Here is a 22903-nt window from a genome sequence, read left to right as displayed (position 1 = left end):
GAACCGCACCGGCTGCGGTTTTGATGGATAATCGGAACCCATGAACTCGGAACCAATGAACTCCGTCATGCACTCCACTTCGAAGTCTTTCCGCGGCCTGTTGCTGGCCGCAGGAAAAGGCACTCGTTTCGATCCCGCCGGTACCGGTAACAAGCTGCTGGCCCCGTTGCCCGGCAGCGATGACGTGGTTGCGGTCGCTGCGGCGCGCGCCATGTTGCAGGTGTTGCCGGTACTGGCCGTGGTCAGTGATGTCGATAGCGAACTGGGGCGGCGGCTGGCTGATGCGGGTTGCGAGCTGGTCGGCTGCGACGACGCGGATACGGGCATGAGCGCGTCGCTGATGTGCGGGATACGGCAAGCGCAGGATGCCGCAGGCTGGATCATCGCGCTGGCCGACATGCCGTATGTGCAGGCGGCAACGCATCGCGGTTTGCTGGCGGCGCTGAAAGACGGCGTGCAGATCGCCGTACCGGCCTATCTGGGCCAGCGCGGCAATCCGGTCGCCTTCGGCCGCAGCCACCTGGACGGCTTGCTGGCATTGAGCGGCGACCGCGGTGCGCGGGCTTTGCTGCAGCAGTTTCCAGTCAATGAAATTCCGGTCAACGATCCCGGCATCCACCGCGATATCGACACGCGCGCCGACCTCGAAGCGCGCTGAACTTCCTGAAATCTATTTGCTGAATTCGCCGACGGCGCAACTGCCGCCGGAGGCGCCGTTTCCGCTCGCTTCGGGCAAGGGATCGGTGCGCGCCGCATGCGTCTGCGAGATGGTCACGCCGTTGCGGATGGCGGTCATTTCGGCGAGGATGGCGATGGCGATCTCGGGTGGCGTGCGCGCCCCCAGGAACAGGCCGACCGGACCGTGCAGCTTGTCGATCTCGGCCGAGCTGATGTCGAACAGCGCCAGCCGCTCGCGCCGCTTGATGTTGTTGGTGCGCGAACCGATCGCGCCGATATAGAAGGCCGGCGACTTGAGCGCTTCAATCAGGGCCATGTCATCCAGCTTGGGATCGTGGGTCAGCGTGACCACCGCGCTGTTGGCGTCGAGCTGCAAACGCATCAGCAGGTCGTCGGGCATTTCTCCGGACAGTTCCACGCCGGGGATGTCCCATTCCTGCAGGTACTCTTCGCGCGGATCGCAGACGATGACCTGGTAGTCAAGCGCCAGCGCAAACTGCGCGACGTAGCGCGACATCTGCGCGGCGCCGATGATGATCAGGCGAAAGCGTGGGCCGTAGGGCGCAATCAGCTTGCGACCCTGCAGCACGGTCTGGCGCGCCTCGCTGTCGGTGGCGATGGTGGCGGCGCCGGTGTCGAGGTCGAGCGTGCGCGTGACGCGCAGGCCCTGGCGCACGGCGGTCAGCAATTCGCCGATGCGCGACTGGGCGGATACCGGCTCCATCATGATTTCCAGCGTGCCGCCGCAGGGCAGGCCGAAGCGGTGCGCTTCATCTGCGGTGAGGCCATAGGTCAGCCCGAACGGCAGCGTCCGGTCCAGTTCGCCGTCCTGGATGCGGCGGATCAGATCATCCTCGACGCAGCCGCCCGAGACCGAACCGCGCACATGGCCGTCGCCGCGAATCGCCATCATCGACCCCACCGGACGTGGCGCCGACCCCCAGGTGTGGGTAACGGTGCCGAGCAGGACGCGATGGCCTTGCTCGTGCCAGGTGAGGGCGGTGTTGAGGACGTCGAAGTCGATGGATTCCATGTGCGGGTTTTCCTTCCTTCTTGCTTTATGCCTTCTTGAGCTGCTCGCGAATCGGCAACTGGCGGATGCGCTTGCCGGTGGCGGCGAAGATCGCATTGCACAGCGCCGGCGCAATCGTCGGCGTGGCCGGCTCGCCGACGCCGCCCAGCGGTACGTCGAGCGCGTGCGGCACGATGTGCACGTCGATCTTCGCGGGCGCCGCAAACGCGCGCAATACTTCGTAGTCGTGGAAATTGCTTTGCTCCACGGCACCGTTCTTGAACGAGATCTCTCCGGTCATCGCCAGGCTGATGCCCATAATGCAGGCGCCTTCGACTTGCGAACGGATGCGGTCCGGATTGATCGAGGGACCGCAATCGACCGCGATGTCGACGCGCGGTATCTTCACTTCGCCCTCATCGTTCACCTCGACTTCGACCACGGCGGCGATGTAGGTCACGAAGCTGTAGCACACCGCCAGTCCGAGGCCGCGGCCCTTGGGCAATTTGCGGCCCCAGCCGGCTTTGGATGTTGCCAGTTCGATCACGCCGCGCAGGCGGCCGGTGTCGAGCGGATAACGTTCGGGCGACTCGCCGTAGTTCCAGCCGTCGGCCATCTCGGACGGATTGATCTTGCGCGCCGGACCGATCAGTTCGAGCAGATAGTCGCGATGATCGCGCTTGGCCGCCGCCGCCAGTTCGGCGCTGAAGGATTGGACAGCGAACGCATGCGGAATGTTCGATACCGAGCGAAACCAGCCGATGCGGGTGTGCGCGTCGACTTCCGGTGCTTCCACGCGCATGTTGGGAATCGCATAAGGAATGTTCACCGCCGACATCGCCAGCTCGAACGGCGCTTCGCCCTTGGCGCCGGCGGCGAAGATCGAGGCGATGGTCGGAGCGGTAGTGCGGTGCAGCCAGGCGCTGACCTTGCCGTTGGCATCGAGACCGGCTTCCAGGCGCTCCACCGACACGGTGTGGAAGTAATCGTGATGGATGTCGTCTTCACGCGTCCAGGTGACCTTGACCGGGGCGCCGTTCATGGCCTTGGACAGCAGGGCCGCTTCGGCAGCGAAGTCGGGCTTGGACTTGCGGCCGAAACCGCCGCCCAGCAAGGTGACATTGACGGTGACGTCTTCCTGTTTCAGGCCGAGATGGCCGGCCACGGTTTCACGCGTGGCCTGCGGCGCCTGCACGCAAGCCCAGACTTCGCATTTGCCGCCGGTGATGCGCGCCACGGCCGCAGGCGGTTCCATCGTGGCGTGGGCGATATGCGGCAGGTAATACTCGGCTTCGATGCGGCGCGGCGCTTTTGCCAGCACGGCCATGGCGTCGCCGGTATTGCGCACGGCCTTGGCCGGTTGGCGCGCGGCGGCTTCCATGGTCTTGCGGAATTCGGCCGAATCGTAGGAGGCGTTGGGGCCGTTGTCCCAGGTCAGCTTGAGCGCTTCACGGCCCTTGATGGCGGCCCAGGTATTGCGCGCAATCACGGCCACGCCGCCGAGCGGGTTGAACAGCGCCGGCGGCGGACTGCCCTTGAGTTCGACCACGCGGATCACGCCGGGGACCTTGAGCGCCTCGCTGCTGTCTACGGTGGCCAGCTTGCCGCCGTAGACCGGCGGACGTGCGATGACGGCGTAGACCATGCCGTCGAGGCGCGTGTCGATGCCATATTGGGTGTTGCCGGTGACGATATCGTGCAGATCGATGCCGCGCGTGCTGTCCTTGCCGATGTAGCGGAATTGCTGCGGCGTCTTGAGCCTGACGCTTTCACGCGCAGGCAGCGGCAGTTTGGCCGCGTCGGCGGCGACATCGCCGTAGCCCAGCTTGCGGCCGCTGGGCTTGTGGATCAGTTCATGATTCTTCGCTTCGACTTCGGCGGCCGGCACCTTCCAGCGCGCGGCCGCGGCGGTCTCCAGCATCAGGCGCGCGGTGGCGCCGACCTGGCGCATCGGACCGAAGGAGTGGCGCATGCTGCGCGAACCGTCGGTGTTCTGGTTGCCGTATTTTTCCTGGTCGCCTTGCGCCTGCACCACGCGCACGCGGCCCCAGTCGGCATCCAGTTCATCGGCGACCACCATGGGCAGGCTGGTGCGCACGCCCTGGCCCATTTCGGAGCGATGGGCGACGATGGTGACGACACCGTCGGCGCCGATCGAAACAAACAGCAGGGCATTGTCCTTGAGGCCGCCCGGCATGCCGTCGCCACCGAACTTGGGCGCATCAGCGGCCATCACCACACCATCCACGCCGACCGTCAACGCCAGGCCGGCGAGGGCGCCGATGCCTTTTAGCAAGCTGCGGCGGCTGAGCTGGATATCGTTGAATACGGCGCTCATTTGGCGCCTCCGTTCTGTGCCGCGGCCTGCTTGATTGCGGCCTTGATGCGGGTGTAAGTGCCGCAGCGGCAAATGTTGCCGCTCATGGCGTCGTCAATGTCCTTGTCGCTCGGATTGGGTGTCGCGCGCAGCAGCGCGGTGGCGGACATGATCTGGCCGGCCTGGCAGTAACCGCACTGCGGCACGCCCAGGGCCATCCAGGCTTCCTGCACGGACTTGCCGATCTTGTCTTCGGCGATCGCTTCAATGGTGGTGATCTTCTTGCCGGCGGCAGCCGAGATCGGCGTGATGCAGGAGCGGATCGGCTCGCCGTCGAGGTGCACCGTACAGGCGCCGCACAAGGCCATGCCGCACCCGAATTTGGTGCCGGTCATGCCGAGTTGGTCGCGCAGGGTCCAGAGGATGGGAGTATCGTCGGGCAAATCGACGTTGTGCTGTTTGCCGTTGATGGTGAGCGTTGGCATTATTGTTTTTACCTTTCCGACTTGGGTGGATACCTAATGAGGGAATCTGGCGCTGCTGCAGGCAATGTAGCAGCAAATTCCGGGGGATGCCGGAGTATCGCAATGATTGTCCGGCAGCGAAATGGATGCATTTGGAATTCTCGATTCCAATTTCAGGAATTATGTCGGCGGCGCCAGTGGGAAGTCATCTGACGCCGAGAGTGTTTCCACCAGCGCATCGAACACCAGCCGTACGCGCGCCGGCACCGGTCCGCGCTGCGGCCTGTAGACGTACAGATCCCAAGGGGCCGGCGCCAGATCCTGCAGCACCGTCACCAGCGAGCCGTCGCGCAGGTGCGGCATAGCCATGAAAGCGCCCAGTTGGCCGAAAGCGATGCCGTCGAGGACGGCACGGCGTTCGACCTGCGGATCGTCGGTGACGAAGGCGGGCAGGCGCGGCCCCAGCTGCTGTCCCTGGGCGAAATACCAGGGCCACAACCGGCCGGTGTTGCGATCCACCATCGCGCTCATGGGGCGCTGCACCAGTTCGTCCAGCGTGGTCGGCGCACCGTGGCGCGCGATCAGTTCGGGACTGGCGCAGACGAAGAAGGCCACCTTGGCTACCGAGCGTGCAACGTAGCGGCTGTCGCGCAGGAAACCGATGCGGATGCCGATGTCGATCTTGTCGTCAACCGCGTCGGTGATGATTTCGGACAAGCGCAGGTCCAGCGTGATATCGGGATGCCGCAGAGCGATCTGGTTGAGCACGGGCACCAGATAGGTGTGGGCCAGCGTGCTCGGCGCGGTGATGCGCACGGTGCCGCTGAGGGCGTCGTCGTTGCGATGGTTGTTGTCGAGAAACAAATCATCGAGCGCGTTGATCGACAATCGCGCGCGATGCATGAGCCGTTCGCCGAAGGCGGTGATGCGCACCTGGCGCGTGTTGCGGTGGAACAGCAATTCGCCGAAGGCCGCCTCCAGCTCCTTGACGGCGCGCGTAACGACCTGCGGAGAGATGCCCATGCGCACCGCCGCCTCGCGGAAATTGGCGCTTTCCGCAGCCATGCAAAAAATCCTCAGTTGCTCGATGCGGTTCAGTTTATTCTCCCTTGTTGCCGGCTGGAGCGCACTCGATTGCATGCTGCAAGCGGGGCGTCTGGCGATGCCGGCATTATTCCACAATCAGGAATCTGCGGCGCGGGCAGATAAATCGGCGCAAATGTTCTATGGTGAAAGAAGGGGGGGGCAGCGCGCAGGACTTACCGAAAAACTCACCGAAAAGAGGGGGTGAAACACGGGGAAAATGGGGTTGAACTAATGATTTTTACCCCAGTCCCACAGGAAGAATACGGCAAAATGCCCGTGTTTTATGTGGGATTCATCCGATAATGCTTGGCAAACCGGCAAGGGAGAAACAATGAAAGTGGATGTGTACAAAAGGACCGAAGAAAACGATCTCTGTTCGTACCTCGTGGTGCCGCATGAACAGCCCCTGCCTCAGGAAGTGGCCAGCACCGAGTGGCTGGTGCATGAGCTGGACGTCGATTTCGAGCGTACCGGCAAGACGCATTTCACCCTCGAACCCGATGACGCCTTCCAGCAAATCGGTGAAAAGGGTTACGCCATCAGCCACCTGAACGACCGCACCAAGGATGGCAACGTCCACTAATCTAAAACACGCTCGTCGGAACAAAGCAACGGCCACGCAAAGGAGACCATCATGCCGATCGAACAGCTGGGCGACTATGAAGTCGAGTATTCAGGCGTCAAACTGCCAGCCGACAATGGCGACTGGGCAGCCAATGTGGCTATCTTCGGGCCGTCAACCAATCCCATGCATCGCAACCCCGTGTTCCCGTCGCAGCGCGTGCTGATCGACACCGTGTTCCCCGATGAGAAATCGGCGGAACAGGAGGCGCGCAAAGCGGCGGTAGCGATGCTTGAGCATCGCTGAGTACCCATTCAGGAATCAATTCTGGAGTTAGCATCACGGCGCAGCAATGGCGACATCATCCCGGTTCAAAGGCAGGCGGCCGGGATGTCGTCGTCGGCGCTGCAAACCTGGTTGCGACCGCGCGCCTTGGCTGTGTAGAGCGCCTTGTCCGCGGCACTGACCAGATCCAGCAGGTTGCAGGTCTTGGTCGGCACCGTCGCCTGTGCGCCAACGCTGACTGTGACGATGCCGGTGGGATTTTTGCCGTGCGGGATGTTGAGTGCGCGCACATCGGCGCAGATTTTTTCGGCCACGCTGATGGCCCCCTTGAGATCGGTGTTGGGCAGCAGGATGGCGAACTCCTCGCCGCCGTAGCGCGCTGACAGATCCCCCGGGCGATTCATCTTGATCAGCTTGCCGATCTTTTGCAGGCAGACGTCACCGGCCGGATGGCCGTAGGTGTCGTTGTACTTCTTGAAATGATCGACATCGATCATCAACAGTCCCAGCGACTGGCGTTCGCGCTTGGCGCGGTTGAATTCATTGGCCAGCGTGACGTCGAACTGGCGCCGGTTGGCGACGCCGGTGAGGCCGTCTTCCAGCGCCATCTTTTGCAGGGTCTTGTTCATCTCCACCAGCTTTTCACGCGCGGACAGCAGCTTTTGCTGGGCCTGCGCGCGCAGTTTGATTTGATTGACAAGGCGCTTTCCCATCCACGCCAGCATGGCGACCAGGATCAGCACGCCGACCGATTGCATCAGCGTCTCGGTGCGCCAGCTTGCCAGTACTTCGTCATAGGACAGGGCGGCGGTGACGAATAGCGGATACCTGTCCAGGCGCTTGTAGCTGTGCAGACGCTTGACGCCGTCGGCCGCAGTAATGATGGCGATGCCATTCTTGTTGCGCGAGGCGTGCTCGCTGACGATGTTGCTGTTGCTGATGTTCTGGCCGAAGATTTCGCCGGAGCTCGGCCATTTTGCGAGCAGGATGCCGGGCTGTGTCGCCAGCAGGATCTCGCCGTGCTTGCCGATATCGAAACTGCGATAGAACTTGAGGAAGTATTCCACTTCCACCGTGGCCAGCACCACGCCGGCGAAGCTGCCGTCGGGATGATTGATGCGTCGCGACAGCGGAATGATCCAATCGCCGCTGGAACGGCTCTTCACCGGTTCGCCGACGTGCGGTGCGCGATCTTCATGGGTCATGTGGTAGATGAAGTATTCGCGGTCGGCGTTATTGAGCATCCACGGCGAATCGTCCATGGAATTGACCATCCACTTGCCGCTCTCGTCATAGACGAACAAGCCCTGAATCTGCGGCAGTTCCTTGACGTAAGACGCCAGCAGCGGATACAGGCGCGCAAGCGAATCGCGGTCCATGCCTTCGACTTCCAGGCGCTGCACCATGCCGAACAGCACGGAGTCGGCCGAGATCAGCGTCGCCTGGGCGTGTTCGGCCAGCGCGCGCGACAGGTTGGCGGTGGAGATCTGGGCGTCGTCGAGGTCCTTGATGCGGACGTTCCAGGCGAAGGAAATGTGCAGGATCAGGATGGAAAGACAGACCAGGCCGACGAAGACCGATGCAAAAATACGCACGTTGACGCGCCTTGAGCGCGCCACGGCAGGCGTCTCTCCAAGCTCCGGCACGTCGGGAGGGATGTCGGGCACTTCTTCGGTAGTCATTTATTTCGATTCCATTGTCGTTCCGGGAACGGCTATCGCTGAAATATAACTACGGGGTGGCTGGCGTGGTGGAATGTAATTGTTATTCTCGTCGCGATTTTTTACACGATAGCAGCAATGTCAGACCATGTGCGCGCGGAGAAGATGAGTTTCTTCCGCTCATTTTTGCGTTTCATCAATGATCGCGCTTCGCCGCGAATGCGGTTTTCGAACGGTCGTTTTTATCCCTCTTGCCGATCTCCCGCCGGCACGCTTTGCCAGCGTACGCTGCGCACGCTTTTCTCCAGGCCGAGACGGCTGACCAGGCGCACCAGGGAAGCGCGTTCCGGCGTCGAGCAGGCCAGCGATACGGTGAAATCGATCAGCGGCTGATGCGCGCGTGTTTTGATTTCCAGTTCGTAGCCCTGGTCGAAGCCTTCCTGCAACTGCAACAGGATCAGTTCTCCGATCAGCGGCGCTTCGTCGCAGCGGCATGACGTGACCACCTGATACGGCAGGCGCTCCGGCATGGCATTGCCGTTCATGAAATAGTTGCCGTTGAAGAAGCTGTCGAGCTTGGTTTCCGGCTTGACGATACGCATGGTCTGTCCTTTTTCCAGAGGAGCATCGCGGCGGCGTACCTCCCCGATTGGAATTGTTGTTCTCGCCGATGTCGGGGGCTTGCGCGCATCTTCGCGTTTCACAATAGAATTGCGCCAATACAGATTACCTCTCCCGACGCCACTTTAATCCGACAATGAAACCTCAACTTCTGGTCCTTATCCATCTTTCCGAAGCAAGCAAGGCCGCCATCGGCAGCGCCTTCGAGATCATCTACGCACCCACTGCGGACACGCGCGCAGCCGCCATCGCCGATGCTGCGAAGGACGCGCGGGTAGTGCTGACCAATGGTTCGACCGGCCTCACGGCGGCCGAGATGGATACGCTGGGCAAGCTGGAGCTGGCCTGCGCGCTGGGCGCGGGCTATGAAAATATCGACACCGCGCATGCTGCTGCGCGAGGCATCAAGATCGCCACCGGCGCCGGAACCAATGACGATTGCGTCGCCGACCACGCCATGGGCCTGGTGCTGGCGATCATGCGCAATATCCGCCAGCTCGATCTCGCCTGCCGCGAAGGCATTTGGCGCGACGCGCTGGTGCTGCCGCCGCAGCTGGCCGGCAAGCGCCTCGGCGTGGCCGGCCTGGGCACCATCGGCAAGAAGATCGCGCGCCGCGCCGCCGCCTTCGACATGGAAATCGGTTATTTCAATCGCTCGCCTCGCGACGATGTGGACTACGCCTATTTCGGCAGCACCGAGCAATTGGCGGCCTGGTGCGATGTGCTGGTGATCGCCACGCCCGGCGGCGCCGCCACGCGCCATCTGGTCGGCGCCCGCGAGCTGCAGGCGCTGGGACCGCAGGGCTTCCTGGTCAATATCTCGCGCGGCAGCGTGGTCGACACGGCGGCGCTGGCCGCGGCGTTGGGCAAGGGCGAACTGGGCGGCGCCGGACTGGATGTCTACGAAAGCGAACCGCAACCGCCGCGCGAATTGCTGGAATTCAAGAATGTGGTGCTGACGCCGCACATGGCGGGCTGGTCGCCGGAAGCCATTACGGCGTCCGTGTCGAAGTTCCTGCGCAACGCCGAGGCGCATTTCGCCGCTGCCGCTTAAAAACAAACTCAGACAGAACGCGCTCCCACGCTGCGGGAAACTTGCCTGGCGAGACTATTCACGATAGTCTTGCCGGCTTGTCGCGCCCGTGCACCGGTTCTTGTCCAAGCAGGCTGTTCAGTTATTTGTTCAAGTAAGCCGCGCCGGCGACGTTAAACCCAGCATAGAATCCGACTCAGTCAAACCAGAGAAAGCCGCTCACCATGGACATGCCATCTCACCAACTCACCATGACCGTCCTGATGACGCCCGACATGGCCAATTTCTCCGGCAACGTGCACGGCGGCACCATCCTCAAGTTCCTCGACCAGGTCGCCTACGCGTGCGCCAGCCGCTACGCAGGCCAGTACGTGGTGACGCTGAGCGTGGACCAGGTGATGTTCCGCCAGCCGATCCACGTCGGCGAACTGGTGAGCTTCCTGGCCAGCGTGAACCACACCGGCACCTCCTCGATGGAAGTCGGCATCAAGGTGGTCGCCGAAAACATCCGCACCCAGGAAGTGCGTCACGTCAACAGCTGCTTCTTCACCATGGTGGCGGTCGACGGCGAGCGCAAGCCGGTTGCGGTGCCGTCGTTGCGGCCGTTCACGGGCGAAGAAAAGCGGCGCTTCGAAGCGGCCAAGCTGCGCAAGAAGCTGCGCGCCGAGTTGTCGCAACGTTTCGAAGAAGCCAAGCTGTCCTGATCCATCCCACCCAACCGCGGAGGAAGTGAAATGCTTGCCAGTTTCGCGACTCTGCTGGTGTTCCAGTGCCTGGGCGAAGGCATCACCTTCGCCTTGAAACTCCCCATTCCCGGCCCCGTCGTGGGCATGCTGCTGCTGTTTTTCACGCTGGTCGCCTATCCGCCCTTGCTGGACCGGATCGAAGCCACCGGCAGCGAATTGCTGCGCCATCTGTCGCTGTTGTTCGTGCCGGCGGGCGTCGGCATTGTCGCCACGGCGGGACAGGTGCGCGGCCATTGGCTGACGGTGATTCTGGCGGTCGTGGTGAGTACTTTGCTGACGCTGGCGGTCACCGCTGCCGTCACGCGTGCGGTGATGAACTGGCAGAACCGGCACACCGACGGCAACAACAAGGACGGCGAGGGCGGTCATGCGTGAGTTGCCGCAATTCGGCCTGATCTGGGTCTATCTTGCGGCGTCGCCGCTGCTGGGGTTGACGCTGACCTTGTGCGCCTATGTCGTGGCGTACTGGATCTACAGCCGCTGCAAATTTTCGCCGCTGGCCAATCCGGTGGCGATCGCGATTGCACTGGTCAGCACCGTGCTGCTGCTGAGCGGCATGCCCTACAGCGAATATTTCGCCGGCGCGCAATTCGTCCACTTCCTGCTCGGGCCTGCGACGGTGGCGCTGGCGATTCCATTGGCGCGCCAGTTGCCGCGGCTGCGCAAATCCTTCCTGCCGCTGGCCTGTGGTCTGCTGGCGGGTTCCGCCACGGCGATCGTGTCAGCCGTGGTGCTGACAATCTTGCTGGGCGGCTCGCCACAGCTGGCGTTCTCGATCGGACCCAAATCCGCCACCACGCCGATCGCCATGGGCGTGGCCGAAAAGCTCGGCGGCCTGCCGGCGTTGACGGCAGTGCTGGTGATCAGTACGGGGATTTTCGGCGCCGTGGCGGCACGCTTCCTGTTCAATCGCATGCGTATCGATTCGCCGGAGGTGCGCGGTTTTGCGCTTGGCGTGACTTCGCACGGCATCGGCACGGCGCGGGCGTTTCAGGTGAATCAGGAAATGGGCGCCTTCGCCGGCCTCGGCATGGGCCTCAACGGCGTGCTGACGGCGTTCCTGGCGCCGTGGCTGATACCGGTGTTCGTCGGCTTGCTGGCGCGTTAGGTTAGCCGAGAAGTTTCGGCAGCGATGAAGCCAACAAGCCGATGCCCGACAGCGTCAGCAGGCTCAATACAATCTTGCGGAAAGCGGCATCGCTGATGCCGAGGTAGAGCCGCGTCCCCAGCAGCGTCGGAATCAGCATTGCCGGCGCCATGACCGCAAACATCGGCAAGGTCTTGCGCGTGATGATGCCGCTGCCGACATAGGTGGCGAAGGTCACCGCCTGCATGGCCAGGTTGAAATTCTGGATCACTGCGCGCTGCTCATCCTTGTCGAGCTGGCGTAAATTGCACCACAGTGTCGGGACCACGCCGCTGAAACCGCCAATCCCGCCCATGAAACCGCCGATGGCGCCGACGACGCCATCGGCCAGCCTGCCGCCGAGCCGTTCGCCCACCTGCAGCGCCGGCAACCGGGGTGTCAGCAGCATGACCGGACACCACACCGCCAGCAGTGCGCCGAGGAAGGCCTTGAACAGGTTCGCATCGAGCAGCGGCAGCACCAGAACCCCCAACGGAATCCCGAGCAGGCCGCCGACGACGAACGGCAGCAGGCGCTGCATTTTGAAGCCGCGTCGCACCGAAAGCATCGCCAGGATCTGTCCCAGCAGCGAGCCGGACACTGCCAACGCCGCTGCCAGCATGGGATCGACGGCCCATACCCAGAACGACATGGCCACCATGCTGAAGGCGAAGCCCGACAAGCCCTGCACGAAACCGGCAACCATCGCGCCGATGGCGATGATCAGGATTGTCGTATCCATGTGTTATTCCATTTCTTGTTGTTCTTGTTTGATGCACTCTTATAAAAACAGCGGCGTCAGCGCCAGATCTTCGCCAGCGTCTTGATCGCTGTGGTGATGGAAGCCTCGTCGGCGCCGCCGAAACCCATCACCAGCCCGGCCTCGTGGCGGCGTGCCGAACCAGGCAGCCAGAAGCGCGTCAGGCCGTCGATCTCGATACCGGCTGCGGCGGCGCGGTCGATCATGTCGTCCTGCTGTCTGATGGTCGGCACGCGCACCGAGCAATGCAGGCCCGCATCGATTTCCGGCAGGCTGATGCCGCCCGGCAGATGACGCTGCCAGCCGTCGACCATGGCATCGCGGCGCGCCCGGCTGGCGCGGCGCATGCGGCGCACGTGGCGCTGGAAATGGCCTTGCGCCATGAACTCCGCCATCACCGCTTGATCCGGCACCGAAGAGTGGCGGTCGTATTGCATGCGCAGGTTGATCAGCGGCGTCGCCAGCGCCGGCGGTGCGACGATGTAGCCGAGCCGCAGGCCGGGGAAGGCAATCTTGGAAAATGTCCCCATGTGCAGCACGCGGCCGCTGCGGTCGAGCGAGGCCAGCAAGGCCAGCGGCGTGCCGCTGTAACGGTATTCGCCGTCGTAGTCGTCTTCCAGGATGTAGCTCTGGCTGGCCTCGGCCCAGGCCAACAATTCAAGCCGGCGCGCCAGCGACAGCGTGACGCCGCTGGGGTACTGATGCGACGGCGTGACGTAGGCCAGACGCACATCCGGATGGGCGTGCAATTCCTGCGTGATGATGCCTTCGGCGTCGACGCCGATGCCGACCACCTTGCCGCCGTTGAGCGTCAGCGCCGATGCGGCGCGCGGATAACCGGGATTTTCCATTGCCGCCGTGTCGCCCGGATTGAGCAGCAATTGCGCGCACATGAATAACGCCTGCTGAGTGCCGGCGGTGATGATGATCTGGTCGGGATCGCACATCAGTCCGCGCGAATTGCGCAAGTAGCCGGCCAGCATTTCGCGCAGTTGCGGATCGCCGGCGGGGTCGCTGTAGCCGATGCGGTTTTCGGTGCCGCGCCGCCAGAAGTCGGCCTGCAAGCGCGCCCAGACATCGCCCGGGAACAGGTCCAGGGCCGGCACGCCGATACGGAAAGTGCGCGGCTTGCCCGGCGGCGGCAGCACCTTGGCGGACACGGCCATGCGCTGTCCGAGTTCGGAAAGGCGCGGTGCGATGTCGATCCTGCCGGACGCCGGTGTGCGCGCAATGTCGCTGGCCGGCGCCGAGACGTAGGTGCCGTCGCCTACGCGCGCGCTGATGTAGCCCTCGGCGTACAGCTGGTCATAGGCGCGGACCACCGTGGTGCGCGAGATGCTGAGCGCCAGCGCCAGTTCGCGCGTGGTCGGCAGCTTCACCTGCCGGTCGATCTGGCCCTTGAGGATGCGGTCGCGCAGGCCTTGGTACAGCTGCACGGCGAGACCTTTGCCGGGCGCGAGGTGCAGCCCGGTCAGGTCGAACGGAAACGGCGAAGCAGGGATGCTGTTCTGCATTGGTTTTATGAAAATAGAGAATATTGGCTCTTTTGAAAGACCAAATTTATCATTAATCTGTGCAGCATGCTCAACAATTCTTCAAGAAAACCGTGAACAGCCCAGCCATGACGATCTCTGCAAATTCCGCTGTACAGAACCGGTTCGGACAACCGGTCGGCGCCGCCCTGCCGGACTGGACACCACGTCCATTGCCTCCGGCCAGCCCCATGTACGGGCGTTACTGCCGCGTCGAGCCGATTCGTCCGGCGCACGCGGACCAATTATTCGATGCCAACGGCGACGACCAGGACGGCCGCAATTTCACCTACCTGTTCGTCGAACCTCCGGCCGGTATTGATGAATACCGCGCATGGGTGGAAAAGATGAGCGTCAGCAAGGATCCGATGATGCACGCCATCATCAATCTCGACAGCGGCGAGGCGGTGGGCGTCGGTTCCTTCATGCGCATCGATCCCAATTTCGGCGTGATCGAGATCGGCAACATCAATTTTTCGCCGCGCCTGCAACGCACCCGCGCTGCCACCGAGGCGATGTTCCTGATGATGCGCCGCGCCTTCGATGAACTCGGCTATCGCCGCTACGAATGGAAGTGCGACAGTTTGAATGCGCCGTCGCGCGCCGCGGCTGCGCGCTACGGATTCACCTTTGAAGGCGTGTTCCGCCAGGCAGTGGTGTACAAAAATCGCAGCCGCGATACGGCGTGGTTCTCGATCATCGACAGCGAATGGCCGCAGGTCAAGAGCGCCTTTGAACACTGGCTCGATCCGGAGAATTTCGATGCACAAGGGCGGCAGCGCGAGAGTCTCGGCGCATTGATGGCGCGCCACCGCAAGGCGAAGTAAGCCGCCGCGCCATAAAATGGCGTCTCCGATTTATCCGTAAAAGTAAAAAGACATGCGCGAATCCAGTTTGTCGTCCCGCCAGGCCATCGTCCTCCTTGGTGTCGTTGTATTGATATGGGGCACGACCTGGCCGGTCAACAAAGCCATCCTGCATTACCTGTCGCCGATCTGGTCGACGGCGATACGGTCGTGCATCGGCACCTTGGTGCTGGTGATCCTGTGCCTGGCGCGCGGCCGGCTGGTGCTGCCGCAGCGCGGCGACCTGCCGGTGGTGTTCAGCGTCGGCCTGCTGCACATGACCGCGTATTCGATACTCGGCAATGTCGGCATGCAGCACGTTGCCGCCGGACGCTCGGTGGTGCTGGCCTACACCACGCCAATGTGGGTCGCGCCCTGTGCGCGCCTGTTCCTGGGCGAGGCGTTCACGCTGCGACGCGCCATCGGCACGGTGTTCGGCTTGCTCGGGCTGGTGCTGATCTTCAATCCGCTGGCGTTCGACTGGGGCAATCATGACTCCGTGCTCGGCAACGGCCTGATTTTGCTGGGAGCGATGTTCTGGGCCGCCAGCATCCTGTATGTGCGCGGTCATCGCTGGATCGGCGAACCGTTCGATCTGCTGGTGTGGCAGGCGCTGACCGCAAGTTGCGTGCTGGTACCGTGCGCCTTCTTGTTTGAAGGCCCGCCGCAGTTCGAGTGGAGTGTTCCGCTGGTCGGCTTGCAAGTCTACAGCGCCACGTTCGGCATCGCCATTGCCTACTGGGCGATCAATAAAGTCAACCATTCGCTACCTGCGATGACCACTTCGCTGGGGCTGCTGGGAGTGCCGGTGTTCGGTATCGTCTGTTCCTCGCTGGCCCTGGGGGAAACGCTGGAACTCAGCCTGGTGGCCTCGATGGCGCTGATCATCATCGGCATCGCCATCGGCGCATTGCCGGAAAAACGGGCAGCGGCCTAGGAGGCAGTGGCAGCAGGCCACTCTTCCAGAATACGGCGGCGCGTGGCGCCTGAGTTCAGCCATTGCAGTGTTTCGTTCCACAGGCTCTGGCGGAAACGTTCGTGGAAGAAGGCGAAATGGCCGATTTCTCTGATGTGCAGATCGGCCGGGGCCAGGCTCACCAGCGTGCGTGCGCTGCCGGTGTAGTAATGCAGCAGGCGCGTCACCGCAGCGGGAGTGCCGAATGGATCGTCGCTGATCGTGTAGGCTAGGGTAGGGCCGCCCAGGTTGCCGAAATATTGCACCCGCGCGGCGTCGGGATGTTCAAGTTTCGCACGGCGGAATGCCCATTCGCGCGCGACGCCGGCCGGCAAATCTTCCAGCCAGCCTAGCAGGCGGCCGGGGAAGTAGCCGGCCACCGCGGTCAATAGCGGCATCAGCACATGCCATTTCAGGAGCATCCGCTTGCGCGCAGCGGGCGCATAGTCGCGCCAATAGGCGTATTGCGCGCCGACGATCAGCAGCCGGTCGATCCTCCAGTTCGATGCTGCGTAGCCGGGCATGACGCCGCCGATGCTGTGGCCGATGACATGGATGGCGCTGTCGGGGAAGTTATTCGCGGCCCATTGCAGGATGCCCTCGAAGTCCTTGCTGCCCCAGTCGAACTTGCCGGCGCGCAGTCGTCGCAGGGAATCCGTGCGCGAGGCGCCGATGCCGCGGTAATCCCAGGTGATCGCCAGATAGCCGTGTTCGGCCAGAAAGCGGGCGTAGCGCGCGTAGTAGGCAGCCTTGACGCCGGTTGCACAATTGATGATCGCGATGCGGCCGGGTAGCGGCGCATCCCCGGTGTAGAACAGCGTCGCGCCGAGCAGGTAGCCGTCGGTCGCTTCAATCTGGATGGGGGATTCGATGCGCATGGGTCGGCAAGTGGGTGAATTGGAGGCAACCAGGGAAATTTGTTGTAGCGCCTTCATTGTAGGAAGCGCTTCACCTTTGCATAAGCTATGCTGTCTTCATCAATTTGTTGAGAATAAGTCACCAATATGAGCCTCGATGCCAATTCACTGATCATCTTCTGCCACGTCGCCAAGGCCGGTAGCCTGAGCAAGGCCGCCAAGGCACTGAGCCTGTCACGCTCGGCGCTGAGCCACCGCATCAAGGCGATCGAAGGGCGGCTGGGTTGCCAGCTGCTGATGCGCACCACGCGCCGGGTCGGGCTGACCGAGGCCGGCTACCGGCTGGCTGAACACGCCGACCGCATGGCCGACATCCTCAAGGACGCCAACATGCTGGCGCACGGCCTCAATGAAGACACGGCGGGACTGGTGCGGATTTCGGCGCCGCTGACGCTCGGTTCGGTGTGGCTCAAACCTCTGCTGATGTCCTACATGCAGGCCAATCCACGGGTGCAGGTCGACCTGCGTTTCAGCGAGCAGGCGGTCGACGTCACCAGCGATCCGGTCGACCTGGCGATCCGGGTAGCGTCGCAGTTGCCGGACAATGTCGTGGCGAAGAAGCTGTTCGGCATTTCGTGGCGGCTGTGCGCCAGTCCCGATCTGGCGGGGCGCTACGCCGCTGAGCTGGCGGCCGGCAATCTGGCGGTGCTGCCGCTGGCGGGTTTTTCGCGCAGCCGCCAGTTCACGCAGCCGTTGATTTCACGCGGCGGCGTTGCCATGCCGCTGGCGAACGAGACGGTGCTGCTGTCGAACGACCTCGATGTCGTACGCGAAGCGGTGCGGCGGTCCTTGTGCGTGGCGGTGATGCCGGATTATTTCATCACGGAAGACCTGGCGTCGGGACGTCTGGTCAATCTATTGCCGGACGCGCAGGTGGAGGTTGGCATCGGCGACCACGTGTATGCGCTGCACTTGCCGGGACGCCTGTTGCCGGCGCGCGTGCGCAGCCTGATCGCGTTCCTGGCGCAGGAGAGCGTGAGACAGTGATCTGCATGTTTGGTCTCCCTGATTGTTGAGATTTTTAAAACACAAGATGGGAAAAATCTTTTTGCGCGAGACTTCTTCCCAAGCGCGAAACAGTTGACGTAGAATCGTCAACGGACCTCTCGGGTCCAACGTCGCTCGGACGGTTCCGGGCGCTCACGTGAAAGTACAACATGACTCAATCCCGCAGTCCGCGCAGCTTTGCGCGCATCGATCGTCTTCCCCCCTACGTTTTCAACATCACCGCCGAACTCAAGATGGCCGCACGCCGCCGTGGCGAGGACATCATCGACATGTCGATGGGCAATCCCGATGGCGCCACGCCGCCGCATATCGTCGAGAAACTGGTCGAAGTGGCGCAGCGTCCCGACACGCACGGCTATTCCGCGTCGAAAGGCATTCCACGCCTGCGCCGGGCCATTGCGCACTGGTACAAGAGCCGCTACGACGTCGAGTTCAACCCGGACAGCGAGGCGATCGTCACGATCGGTTCCAAGGAAGGCCTTGCGCATCTGATGCTGGCGACGCTGGACAAGGGCGATACGGTGCTGGTGCCGAATCCGAGCTATCCGATTCATATCTACGGTGCGGTGATTGCCGGCGCCGACATCCGCTCGGTGCGCATGAGCCCGGACGTGGACTTTTTCTCCGAACTGGAACGTGCCATCCGCGAGAGCTATCCCAAGCCCAAGATGATGGTGCTGGGCTTCCCGTCGAATCCGACCGCTCAATGCGTGGAGCTGGAATTCTTCGAGCGCGTGATCAAGCTGGCGCGCGAGCACAACATCCTGGTGGTGCACGACCTGGCGTACGCCGATATCACCTTCGACGGCTGGAAAGCGCCGTCCATCATGCAGGTCGAGGGCGCACGCGAAGTGGCGGTGGAATTCTTCACGCTGTCCAAAAGCTACAACATGGCAGGCTGGCGCATCGGTTTCATGGTCGGCAACAAGGAACTGGTGGCGGCGCTGGCGCGCATCAAGAGTTACCACGACTATGGCAGTTTCACGCCGGTGCAGGTGGCCGCAATCGCCGCCCTGGAAGGCGATCAGTCCTGCGTGGAAGAAATCCGCGCCAACTATGAAAGCCGCCGCAACGTGCTGGTCAAGGGCTTGCACGAAGCCGGCTGGATGGTGGACGTGCCGAAGGCGTCGATGTACATCTGGGCGCGCATTCCCGAGGCCTATCGTCATCTCGGCTCGCTGGAGTTTTCGCGCCAGTTGCTCGACAAGGCCAAGGTCTGCGTCTCGCCCGGCATCGGCTTCGGCGAATACGGCGACGAATACGTGCGCTTCGCGCTGATCGAAAACGAAGCGCGCATCCGTCAGGCGATCCGCGGCATCAAGAGCATGCTGCGCGGTGAAAAGGAAGCCCCGCCGAAAGACAAGGCTGTCCGCAGATCTCAGGCCTGAAGCAGTGGTCCGAGCGCACCGAGTGTGACGACGATCAATCCGAGGATCAGGTTGATGCCGACGATGCGCCGGATCTGTCCGAGTGCGGCCCCGCCGGCAGCCCAGTCTTCAGCGGCCACGGCGCGCTTGAGGCGGCGGTAGGGGGCGAAGAACAGGTGCGCGAAGATCAGCATCATCAGGATGCCGAGTCCGGCCATGCCCGAGATGTACACCGGCGGTTTGCCCATCTGCGCCATCATGGGCAGGCCGCTGGCGAGGATCAGCGCGATTGCCAGCCACACCCACGTGAAGAACTTGCCGAACACGCCGTTCCACAGCGCCAGCCGTGCCGGGGGCTGCAACACGGCGGCCGCAACCGGACGCAGGCAGAGGTAGGCGAAGAACATGCCGCCGACCCAGACGGTGAAACCGAGAATATGCAAATATTTGGCGAAGAGCATCATGGCAGTAGCGAATAGTGAGAACCTGGCAATGGACTGCTGGCAGTCCGGCGAAAGCCGATTGTCGCATGCCCGGCGCAAGTACGGGACGCCGCCGTTCGCATTGCCCCAGATCATAAAAATAACCTTGTGAAGACCCATCCATGATTACCCTGAGCGCCTTGTACATCTACCCCATCAAATCCTGCGGCGGCATCAGCCTGTCGCAAGCCGCCATCGGCGAGTTCGGCCTGGACCTGGACCGCAGCTGGATGCTGGTCGACCGCGACGGACGCTTCCTGTCTCAACGCGAATACGGGCGCATGGCGACGATCTCTACGGCATTGGAAGACGACACGCCGGCGCTGCTGACGGTGCGGGCCCCCGGCATGGCAGACCTTCACTTGCCGTCACGCATCGAGGACGGCGCCGCCAGGTTGGCGGTGACGATATGGGACGATGGCGTCGACGCACTTGACTGCGGCGCCGTTGCGCATCGCTGGTTTTCGGATTACCTGCAGGCCGACGTGCGACTGGTGCGTTTCGATCCGCAGTCCCGGCGCGTCTGTAGCCCGCGCTGGACTGGCGATCACACGGCGACGACGCAATTTTCCGACGGCTTCCCGATTCTGGTGATCGGAGAAGCATCGCTGCAAGACCTGAATCAGCGCCTGCAAAAGAAGGGCGCACCGGCATTGTCGATGGATCGCTTCCGGCCCAACCTGGTGTTGTCCGGACTGGAGGCATACGAAGAGGATTATGTCGACACGCTGAGCTTCGGTCCGGCAGGCAGGGAGGTGGTGCTCAAGCTGGTCAAGCCGTGTGCGCGCTGTCCGGTGCCGGGCATCGATCAGCGGACAGGTCTGCGCGACGCCGGCTGGCCTGATGAGCCGCTCGACACACTGGCCGCTTACCGCGCCAACGAACGCGTCGGCGGCGGTCTGACCTTCGGCCAGAATGCGATCGTGGTGCAGGGCTGGGGCAATCTGATCAGCGTCGGGCAAGACGTCGCGGGAGAACTGGCTTTCTGATCCCTGCCTTCAGACATGTGCTGCCGCATCGCCTCTAATTTCCACAGGGCAGCGTTCTTTTATTTGTCCTACTCGGCATCCGTTCTTTGAGGTACATTCCCATGAGAATGGGCATAAAACTTGCGATCCCCGGCCAGGAGATCAATGTTTTCCATGCAAGCGTATTGTTGAGAATCTGGGGAAATGAACGAATGAAGATGCTGGGTTCTTTTAAACTGCTGTGCCTGGGCGCAGCAGCGTTGTTGTCGGTGGCCGCAATGGCCGAAGACAGGACCGTATTGATAGGCTACGCGGCGCCGCTGACCGGCGCCTCAGGTTCCATCGGCGCCAGTCTGGTGCAGGCGGCGGAAATCGCCGTCGACGATGCCAACCGGCAAGGCCTGCACATCAATGGTGACAAGCTGGTATTCAAGCTGCTGGTGCAGGACGACCGTTCCGACATGCGTACCGGTCTTCTGGTGGCGGAATATTTGGTGAAAAGCGGTGTCGTCGGCGTCATCGGTCACTGGAACTCGGGCGTCGGCATTCCGGCTTCGCGTATCTACAGCAAGGCCGGCGTCGTCCAGATTGCGCAAGCCACCACATCGCATGCCTACACGCAGCAGTCCTTTCCGACCGCTTTCCGCATCGTGCCGCATGACGACGAGAACGCTTACTACACCGCCGAATACGTGGTGCGCCAGATGAAGGCGCAGCGCATCGCCATCATCGACGACCAGACCCCGTTCGGTAACGGCTACGCCAAGCAGTTCGCGCAATCGGTCGCGTCGTTCAAAGGCAATATCGTCAGCCAATACGGCATCAGCAGCCGCACTTCGGATTTCAACGCGGTGCTCAGGAACATCATGAAGCAGAATCCCGATGTGGTCTTCTTCGGCGGGCTCGACGCGCAGGCGGGACAACTGGCGCGCGAGTTGCGCCGCTTCGGCATCGAGGCGCCGCTGGTCGGCGTCGGCGGCACAGTCGGGCCGCAATTCCTGAAGGCCGCAGGTGAAGCCGCCAACGGCACCATCGCGCTGGAACCGGGTCCGGCGTCTTACAAAGGGATGCAATGGCAGCAGTTCGACAAGGCTTACAAGAGCCGTTACGGGGACGACATGGGCTTGTACGCGCCGTTTTCCTACGATGCGGTGCAGGTGCTGGTGGCGGCGATACGGCAAGCCAATTCGCTTGAGCGGCAACGGATAGTGGCGGCGATGCATCAGGTCAGGCACAATGGCCTGACCGGGCCGGTGGCGTTCGATGAAGAAGGCAACCTGGCCAATCCGGTGTTCACCATTTACCAGGTCCGGAACCAGAAATGGATGCCGCTGAAAACCATCGGCGGCAAGAAATAATCATTCCGCCAGACCATCAACCAGCCCGAAAATACATGCCCGTCATCCGCATCATCACCGCCGTCAATTTCAACAAGCAAGGCCACGTGCAATACGTGCGCTGGGGACTGGCGGATACCGACACCAATCGCTGGACCAGCGCGCCCAGCGAGAGCCATATCGTCCATGTGCTGGAAGCGCTCAAGTATGGAGAGGACGTGTGGACGGTTTTCCCTGAAGGCGACCAGGTCGTGGCAGGCCCGCGCGTGCATGCGGTGAAGCTCAGACCGGGACTGAAGACGATCGCGATCCTGCATCCGGAAGGCGAAGAGCCGGAGTCACGGTATACGCTGGAGCGGTTGCCGGTGTTCTGATGCGGAGGAGCGGGAAGAGAGGATAGAGGCAGGGGATAGCGGCGGCGGGGATGGCGTCATCCCCGGCAATCGAGGCCCGGGGATGCCGGGGATGCCGAGGATGATCTAGCGGCGGCGTTTATTTCTTCGGACGGCCGACCTTCAATGGCGTCAAGCCTGCCAGCAATGTTTTCAGCTTGCCGGTTTCCAGGTTCTTGATCAGCGACACGCCGATGCGCAGCAGATCGCTCTTCTTGATTTCAAATCCGGCCTTGAGGCAAGCTTTCTTGACCTGGCCCAGGACTTCGTATTCGGTTTCCGGCATGGTGAAGCTGTCACGCACTTGCTTGACTTTCTTGAGCTTCAGTTCGGCCTTCTTTTCGATCTTGGCGACGGCTTTGGCAACTGGTTTGGTGACCGGTTTGACGATGGCTTTGGCGATCGGTGCGAGCGGCTTCTTCAGCGCGGGTGCAACTGGCTTGACGACCGGTTTTTTGGCGGCGACGGTCTTTGCTGCGACTGCCGGTTTGGCTGCGACTTTTTTCACCGCAGGTTTTTTTGCTGCGGGCGCTTTCGCCGGCGCCTTGGCTGCAGGCTTCGCAGCCGGCTTTGCTGCTGCGCGTACAGCTGGTTTTGCCTGAGTTTTTTGTGTTGCCATGGTTGCTCCCTTAAAAAATAATATAAACAATATATATTTTTTTAACGCATTGGGCAATCGCAAACGCGCTGCCCGCCTGTTTTCAACGCTTTTTACCGATTTTGCTTTCACATGAAAACAGTGTAATCGT

The 22903-nt window shown here is 62.3% G+C and carries 26 protein-coding genes; 15 read left to right on the top strand and 11 right to left on the bottom strand.

Features of this window, described 5'->3' with window-relative positions; all coding sequences use genetic code 11:
• The first annotated feature begins 67 nt into the window (after positions 1-67).
• Positions 68-658: a nucleotidyltransferase family protein gene (locus F506_RS15730; protein WP_235471175.1), complete on the top strand. Its 591-nt coding sequence runs from the start codon at positions 68-70 to the stop codon at positions 656-658.
• A gap of 12 nt (positions 659-670) precedes the next feature.
• On the opposite strand, the gene F506_RS15725 is transcribed toward F506_RS15730, so the two are convergent.
• From F506_RS15725 to F506_RS15710, 4 genes are all read right to left on the bottom strand, one after another.
• Positions 671-1711 carry an XdhC family protein gene (locus F506_RS15725; RefSeq protein ID WP_053198937.1) on the bottom strand — a complete coding sequence of 347 codons (1041 nt, stop codon included), beginning with the start codon at positions 1709-1711 and terminating at the stop codon, positions 671-673.
• Between the two features lie 25 nt (positions 1712-1736).
• Positions 1737-4028, bottom strand: a complete 2292-nt coding sequence (locus tag F506_RS15720) for a xanthine dehydrogenase family protein molybdopterin-binding subunit (RefSeq protein WP_053198935.1) — start codon at positions 4026-4028, stop codon at positions 1737-1739.
• Positions 4025-4492, bottom strand: a complete 468-nt coding sequence (locus tag F506_RS15715) for a (2Fe-2S)-binding protein (protein WP_053198934.1) — start codon at positions 4490-4492, stop codon at positions 4025-4027. Before F506_RS15715 ends, F506_RS15720 begins: the two co-directional genes overlap by 4 nt.
• A 159-nt stretch (positions 4493-4651) precedes the next feature.
• Complete coding sequence (locus F506_RS15710; protein ID WP_235471174.1) at positions 4652-5536, bottom strand: LysR family transcriptional regulator; 885 nt, start codon at positions 5534-5536, stop codon at positions 4652-4654.
• On the opposite strand from F506_RS15710, the gene F506_RS23470 reads away from it, so the two are divergent.
• The 3 genes from F506_RS23470 to F506_RS15700 all read left to right on the top strand — a co-directional run bounded on the left by F506_RS23470 (position 5535) and on the right by F506_RS15700 (position 6425).
• Entirely contained in the window at positions 5535-5762 is a 228-nt protein-coding gene (locus F506_RS23470) for a hypothetical protein (protein ID WP_162490552.1), read from the top strand. The two genes, F506_RS15710 and F506_RS23470, sit on opposite strands and share 2 nt — an antisense overlap.
• A 138-nt stretch (positions 5763-5900) precedes the next feature.
• A complete protein-coding gene (locus F506_RS15705) occupies positions 5901-6140 on the top strand; it encodes a DUF6139 family protein (protein WP_235471173.1) in 240 nt (79 codons plus the stop codon).
• Positions 6141-6191: 51 nt separating this feature from the next.
• A complete protein-coding gene (locus F506_RS15700) occupies positions 6192-6425 on the top strand; it encodes a hypothetical protein (protein WP_053198928.1) in 234 nt (77 codons plus the stop codon).
• A 65-nt stretch (positions 6426-6490) separates the two neighbouring features.
• Here the strand turns inward: F506_RS15700 and F506_RS15695 are convergent, their stop codons facing one another.
• Complete coding sequence (locus F506_RS15695) at positions 6491-8086, bottom strand: sensor domain-containing diguanylate cyclase (protein WP_053198927.1); 1596 nt, start codon at positions 8084-8086, stop codon at positions 6491-6493.
• A gap of 221 nt (positions 8087-8307) precedes the next feature.
• Complete coding sequence (locus F506_RS15690; protein WP_053198925.1) at positions 8308-8667, bottom strand: hypothetical protein; 360 nt, start codon at positions 8665-8667, stop codon at positions 8308-8310.
• A 155-nt stretch (positions 8668-8822) separates the two neighbouring features.
• Between F506_RS15690 and F506_RS15685 the strand changes: the two genes are divergently transcribed.
• From F506_RS15685 to F506_RS15670, 4 genes are all read left to right on the top strand, one after another.
• Complete coding sequence (locus F506_RS15685) at positions 8823-9740, top strand: 2-hydroxyacid dehydrogenase (RefSeq protein ID WP_053198923.1); 918 nt, start codon at positions 8823-8825, stop codon at positions 9738-9740.
• A 203-nt stretch (positions 9741-9943) separates the two neighbouring features.
• On the top strand, positions 9944-10423 hold the full coding sequence (locus tag F506_RS15680) for an acyl-CoA thioesterase (protein ID WP_053198921.1): 480 nt from the start codon (positions 9944-9946) through the stop codon (positions 10421-10423).
• A gap of 30 nt (positions 10424-10453) precedes the next feature.
• The gene (locus F506_RS15675; RefSeq protein ID WP_053198919.1) at positions 10454-10840 is read left to right on the top strand and encodes a CidA/LrgA family protein; all 387 of its coding nucleotides are present in this window, start codon (positions 10454-10456) and stop codon (positions 10838-10840) included.
• Positions 10833-11573, top strand: a complete 741-nt coding sequence (locus F506_RS15670; protein ID WP_053198917.1) for an LrgB family protein — start codon at positions 10833-10835, stop codon at positions 11571-11573. Before F506_RS15675 ends, F506_RS15670 begins: the two co-directional genes overlap by 8 nt.
• Before the next feature lies 1 nt (position 11574).
• Here F506_RS15670 and F506_RS15665 read toward each other — a convergent pair whose 3' ends face one another.
• Together F506_RS15665 and pdxR are read right to left on the bottom strand one after the other, a co-directional pair.
• Positions 11575-12333 (bottom strand): sulfite exporter TauE/SafE family protein, encoded by a 759-nt coding sequence (locus F506_RS15665; protein WP_053198914.1) that lies wholly within the window; start codon positions 12331-12333, stop codon positions 11575-11577.
• Between the two features lie 56 nt (positions 12334-12389).
• Complete coding sequence (gene pdxR / locus F506_RS15660) at positions 12390-13865, bottom strand: MocR-like pyridoxine biosynthesis transcription factor PdxR (protein ID WP_083457948.1); 1476 nt, start codon at positions 13863-13865, stop codon at positions 12390-12392.
• 107 nt (positions 13866-13972) lie between these two features.
• On the opposite strand from pdxR, the gene F506_RS15655 reads away from it, so the two are divergent.
• Positions 13973-14710: a GNAT family N-acetyltransferase gene (locus F506_RS15655; protein ID WP_053201705.1), complete on the top strand. Its 738-nt coding sequence runs from the start codon at positions 13973-13975 to the stop codon at positions 14708-14710.
• Between the two features lie 52 nt (positions 14711-14762).
• The gene (locus F506_RS15650; RefSeq protein WP_053198911.1) at positions 14763-15665 is read left to right on the top strand and encodes a DMT family transporter; all 903 of its coding nucleotides are present in this window, start codon (positions 14763-14765) and stop codon (positions 15663-15665) included.
• On the opposite strand, the gene F506_RS15645 is transcribed toward F506_RS15650, so the two are convergent.
• Positions 15662-16561, bottom strand: a complete 900-nt coding sequence (locus tag F506_RS15645; protein WP_053198909.1) for an alpha/beta hydrolase family protein — start codon at positions 16559-16561, stop codon at positions 15662-15664. The two genes, F506_RS15650 and F506_RS15645, sit on opposite strands and share 4 nt — an antisense overlap.
• 126 nt (positions 16562-16687) lie before the next feature.
• Here F506_RS15645 and F506_RS15640 point away from each other — a divergent pair, with 126 nt between their 5' ends.
• Positions 16688-17587, top strand: coding sequence for a LysR family transcriptional regulator (locus tag F506_RS15640; protein WP_053198908.1), 900 nt, complete (start codon positions 16688-16690; stop codon positions 17585-17587).
• Positions 17588-17757: 170 nt separating this feature from the next.
• Complete coding sequence (gene alaC / locus F506_RS15635; RefSeq protein WP_053198906.1) at positions 17758-18996, top strand: alanine transaminase; 1239 nt, start codon at positions 17758-17760, stop codon at positions 18994-18996.
• Here the strand turns inward: alaC and F506_RS15630 are convergent.
• Positions 18987-19436: a CopD family protein gene (locus tag F506_RS15630; RefSeq protein ID WP_053201702.1), complete on the bottom strand. Its 450-nt coding sequence runs from the start codon at positions 19434-19436 to the stop codon at positions 18987-18989. The two genes, alaC and F506_RS15630, sit on opposite strands and share 10 nt — an antisense overlap.
• A 143-nt stretch (positions 19437-19579) precedes the next feature.
• Here F506_RS15630 and F506_RS15625 point away from each other — a divergent pair, with 143 nt between their 5' ends.
• The 3 genes from F506_RS15625 (at position 19580) to F506_RS15615 (ending at position 22136) form a co-directional block, all read left to right on the top strand.
• The gene (locus F506_RS15625; RefSeq protein WP_053198904.1) at positions 19580-20446 is read left to right on the top strand and encodes an MOSC domain-containing protein; all 867 of its coding nucleotides are present in this window, start codon (positions 19580-19582) and stop codon (positions 20444-20446) included.
• A gap of 197 nt (positions 20447-20643) precedes the next feature.
• The gene (locus F506_RS15620) at positions 20644-21783 is read left to right on the top strand and encodes a branched-chain amino acid ABC transporter substrate-binding protein (RefSeq protein ID WP_235471172.1); all 1140 of its coding nucleotides are present in this window, start codon (positions 20644-20646) and stop codon (positions 21781-21783) included.
• A gap of 35 nt (positions 21784-21818) precedes the next feature.
• Positions 21819-22136: a hypothetical protein gene (locus tag F506_RS15615; RefSeq protein ID WP_053198900.1), complete on the top strand. Its 318-nt coding sequence runs from the start codon at positions 21819-21821 to the stop codon at positions 22134-22136.
• Positions 22137-22254: 118 nt separating this feature from the next.
• Here F506_RS15615 and F506_RS15610 read toward each other — a convergent pair whose 3' ends face one another.
• Positions 22255-22884: a hypothetical protein gene (locus F506_RS15610; RefSeq protein ID WP_235471171.1), complete on the bottom strand. Its 630-nt coding sequence runs from the start codon at positions 22882-22884 to the stop codon at positions 22255-22257.
• Positions 22885-22903 lie beyond the last annotated feature (19 nt).

Source organism: Herbaspirillum hiltneri N3 (assembly GCF_001267925.1).
Classification (GTDB): domain Bacteria; phylum Pseudomonadota; class Gammaproteobacteria; order Burkholderiales; family Burkholderiaceae_D; genus Herbaspirillum; species Herbaspirillum hiltneri.
This window is presented reverse-complemented; position numbering and strand designations above follow the sequence as displayed.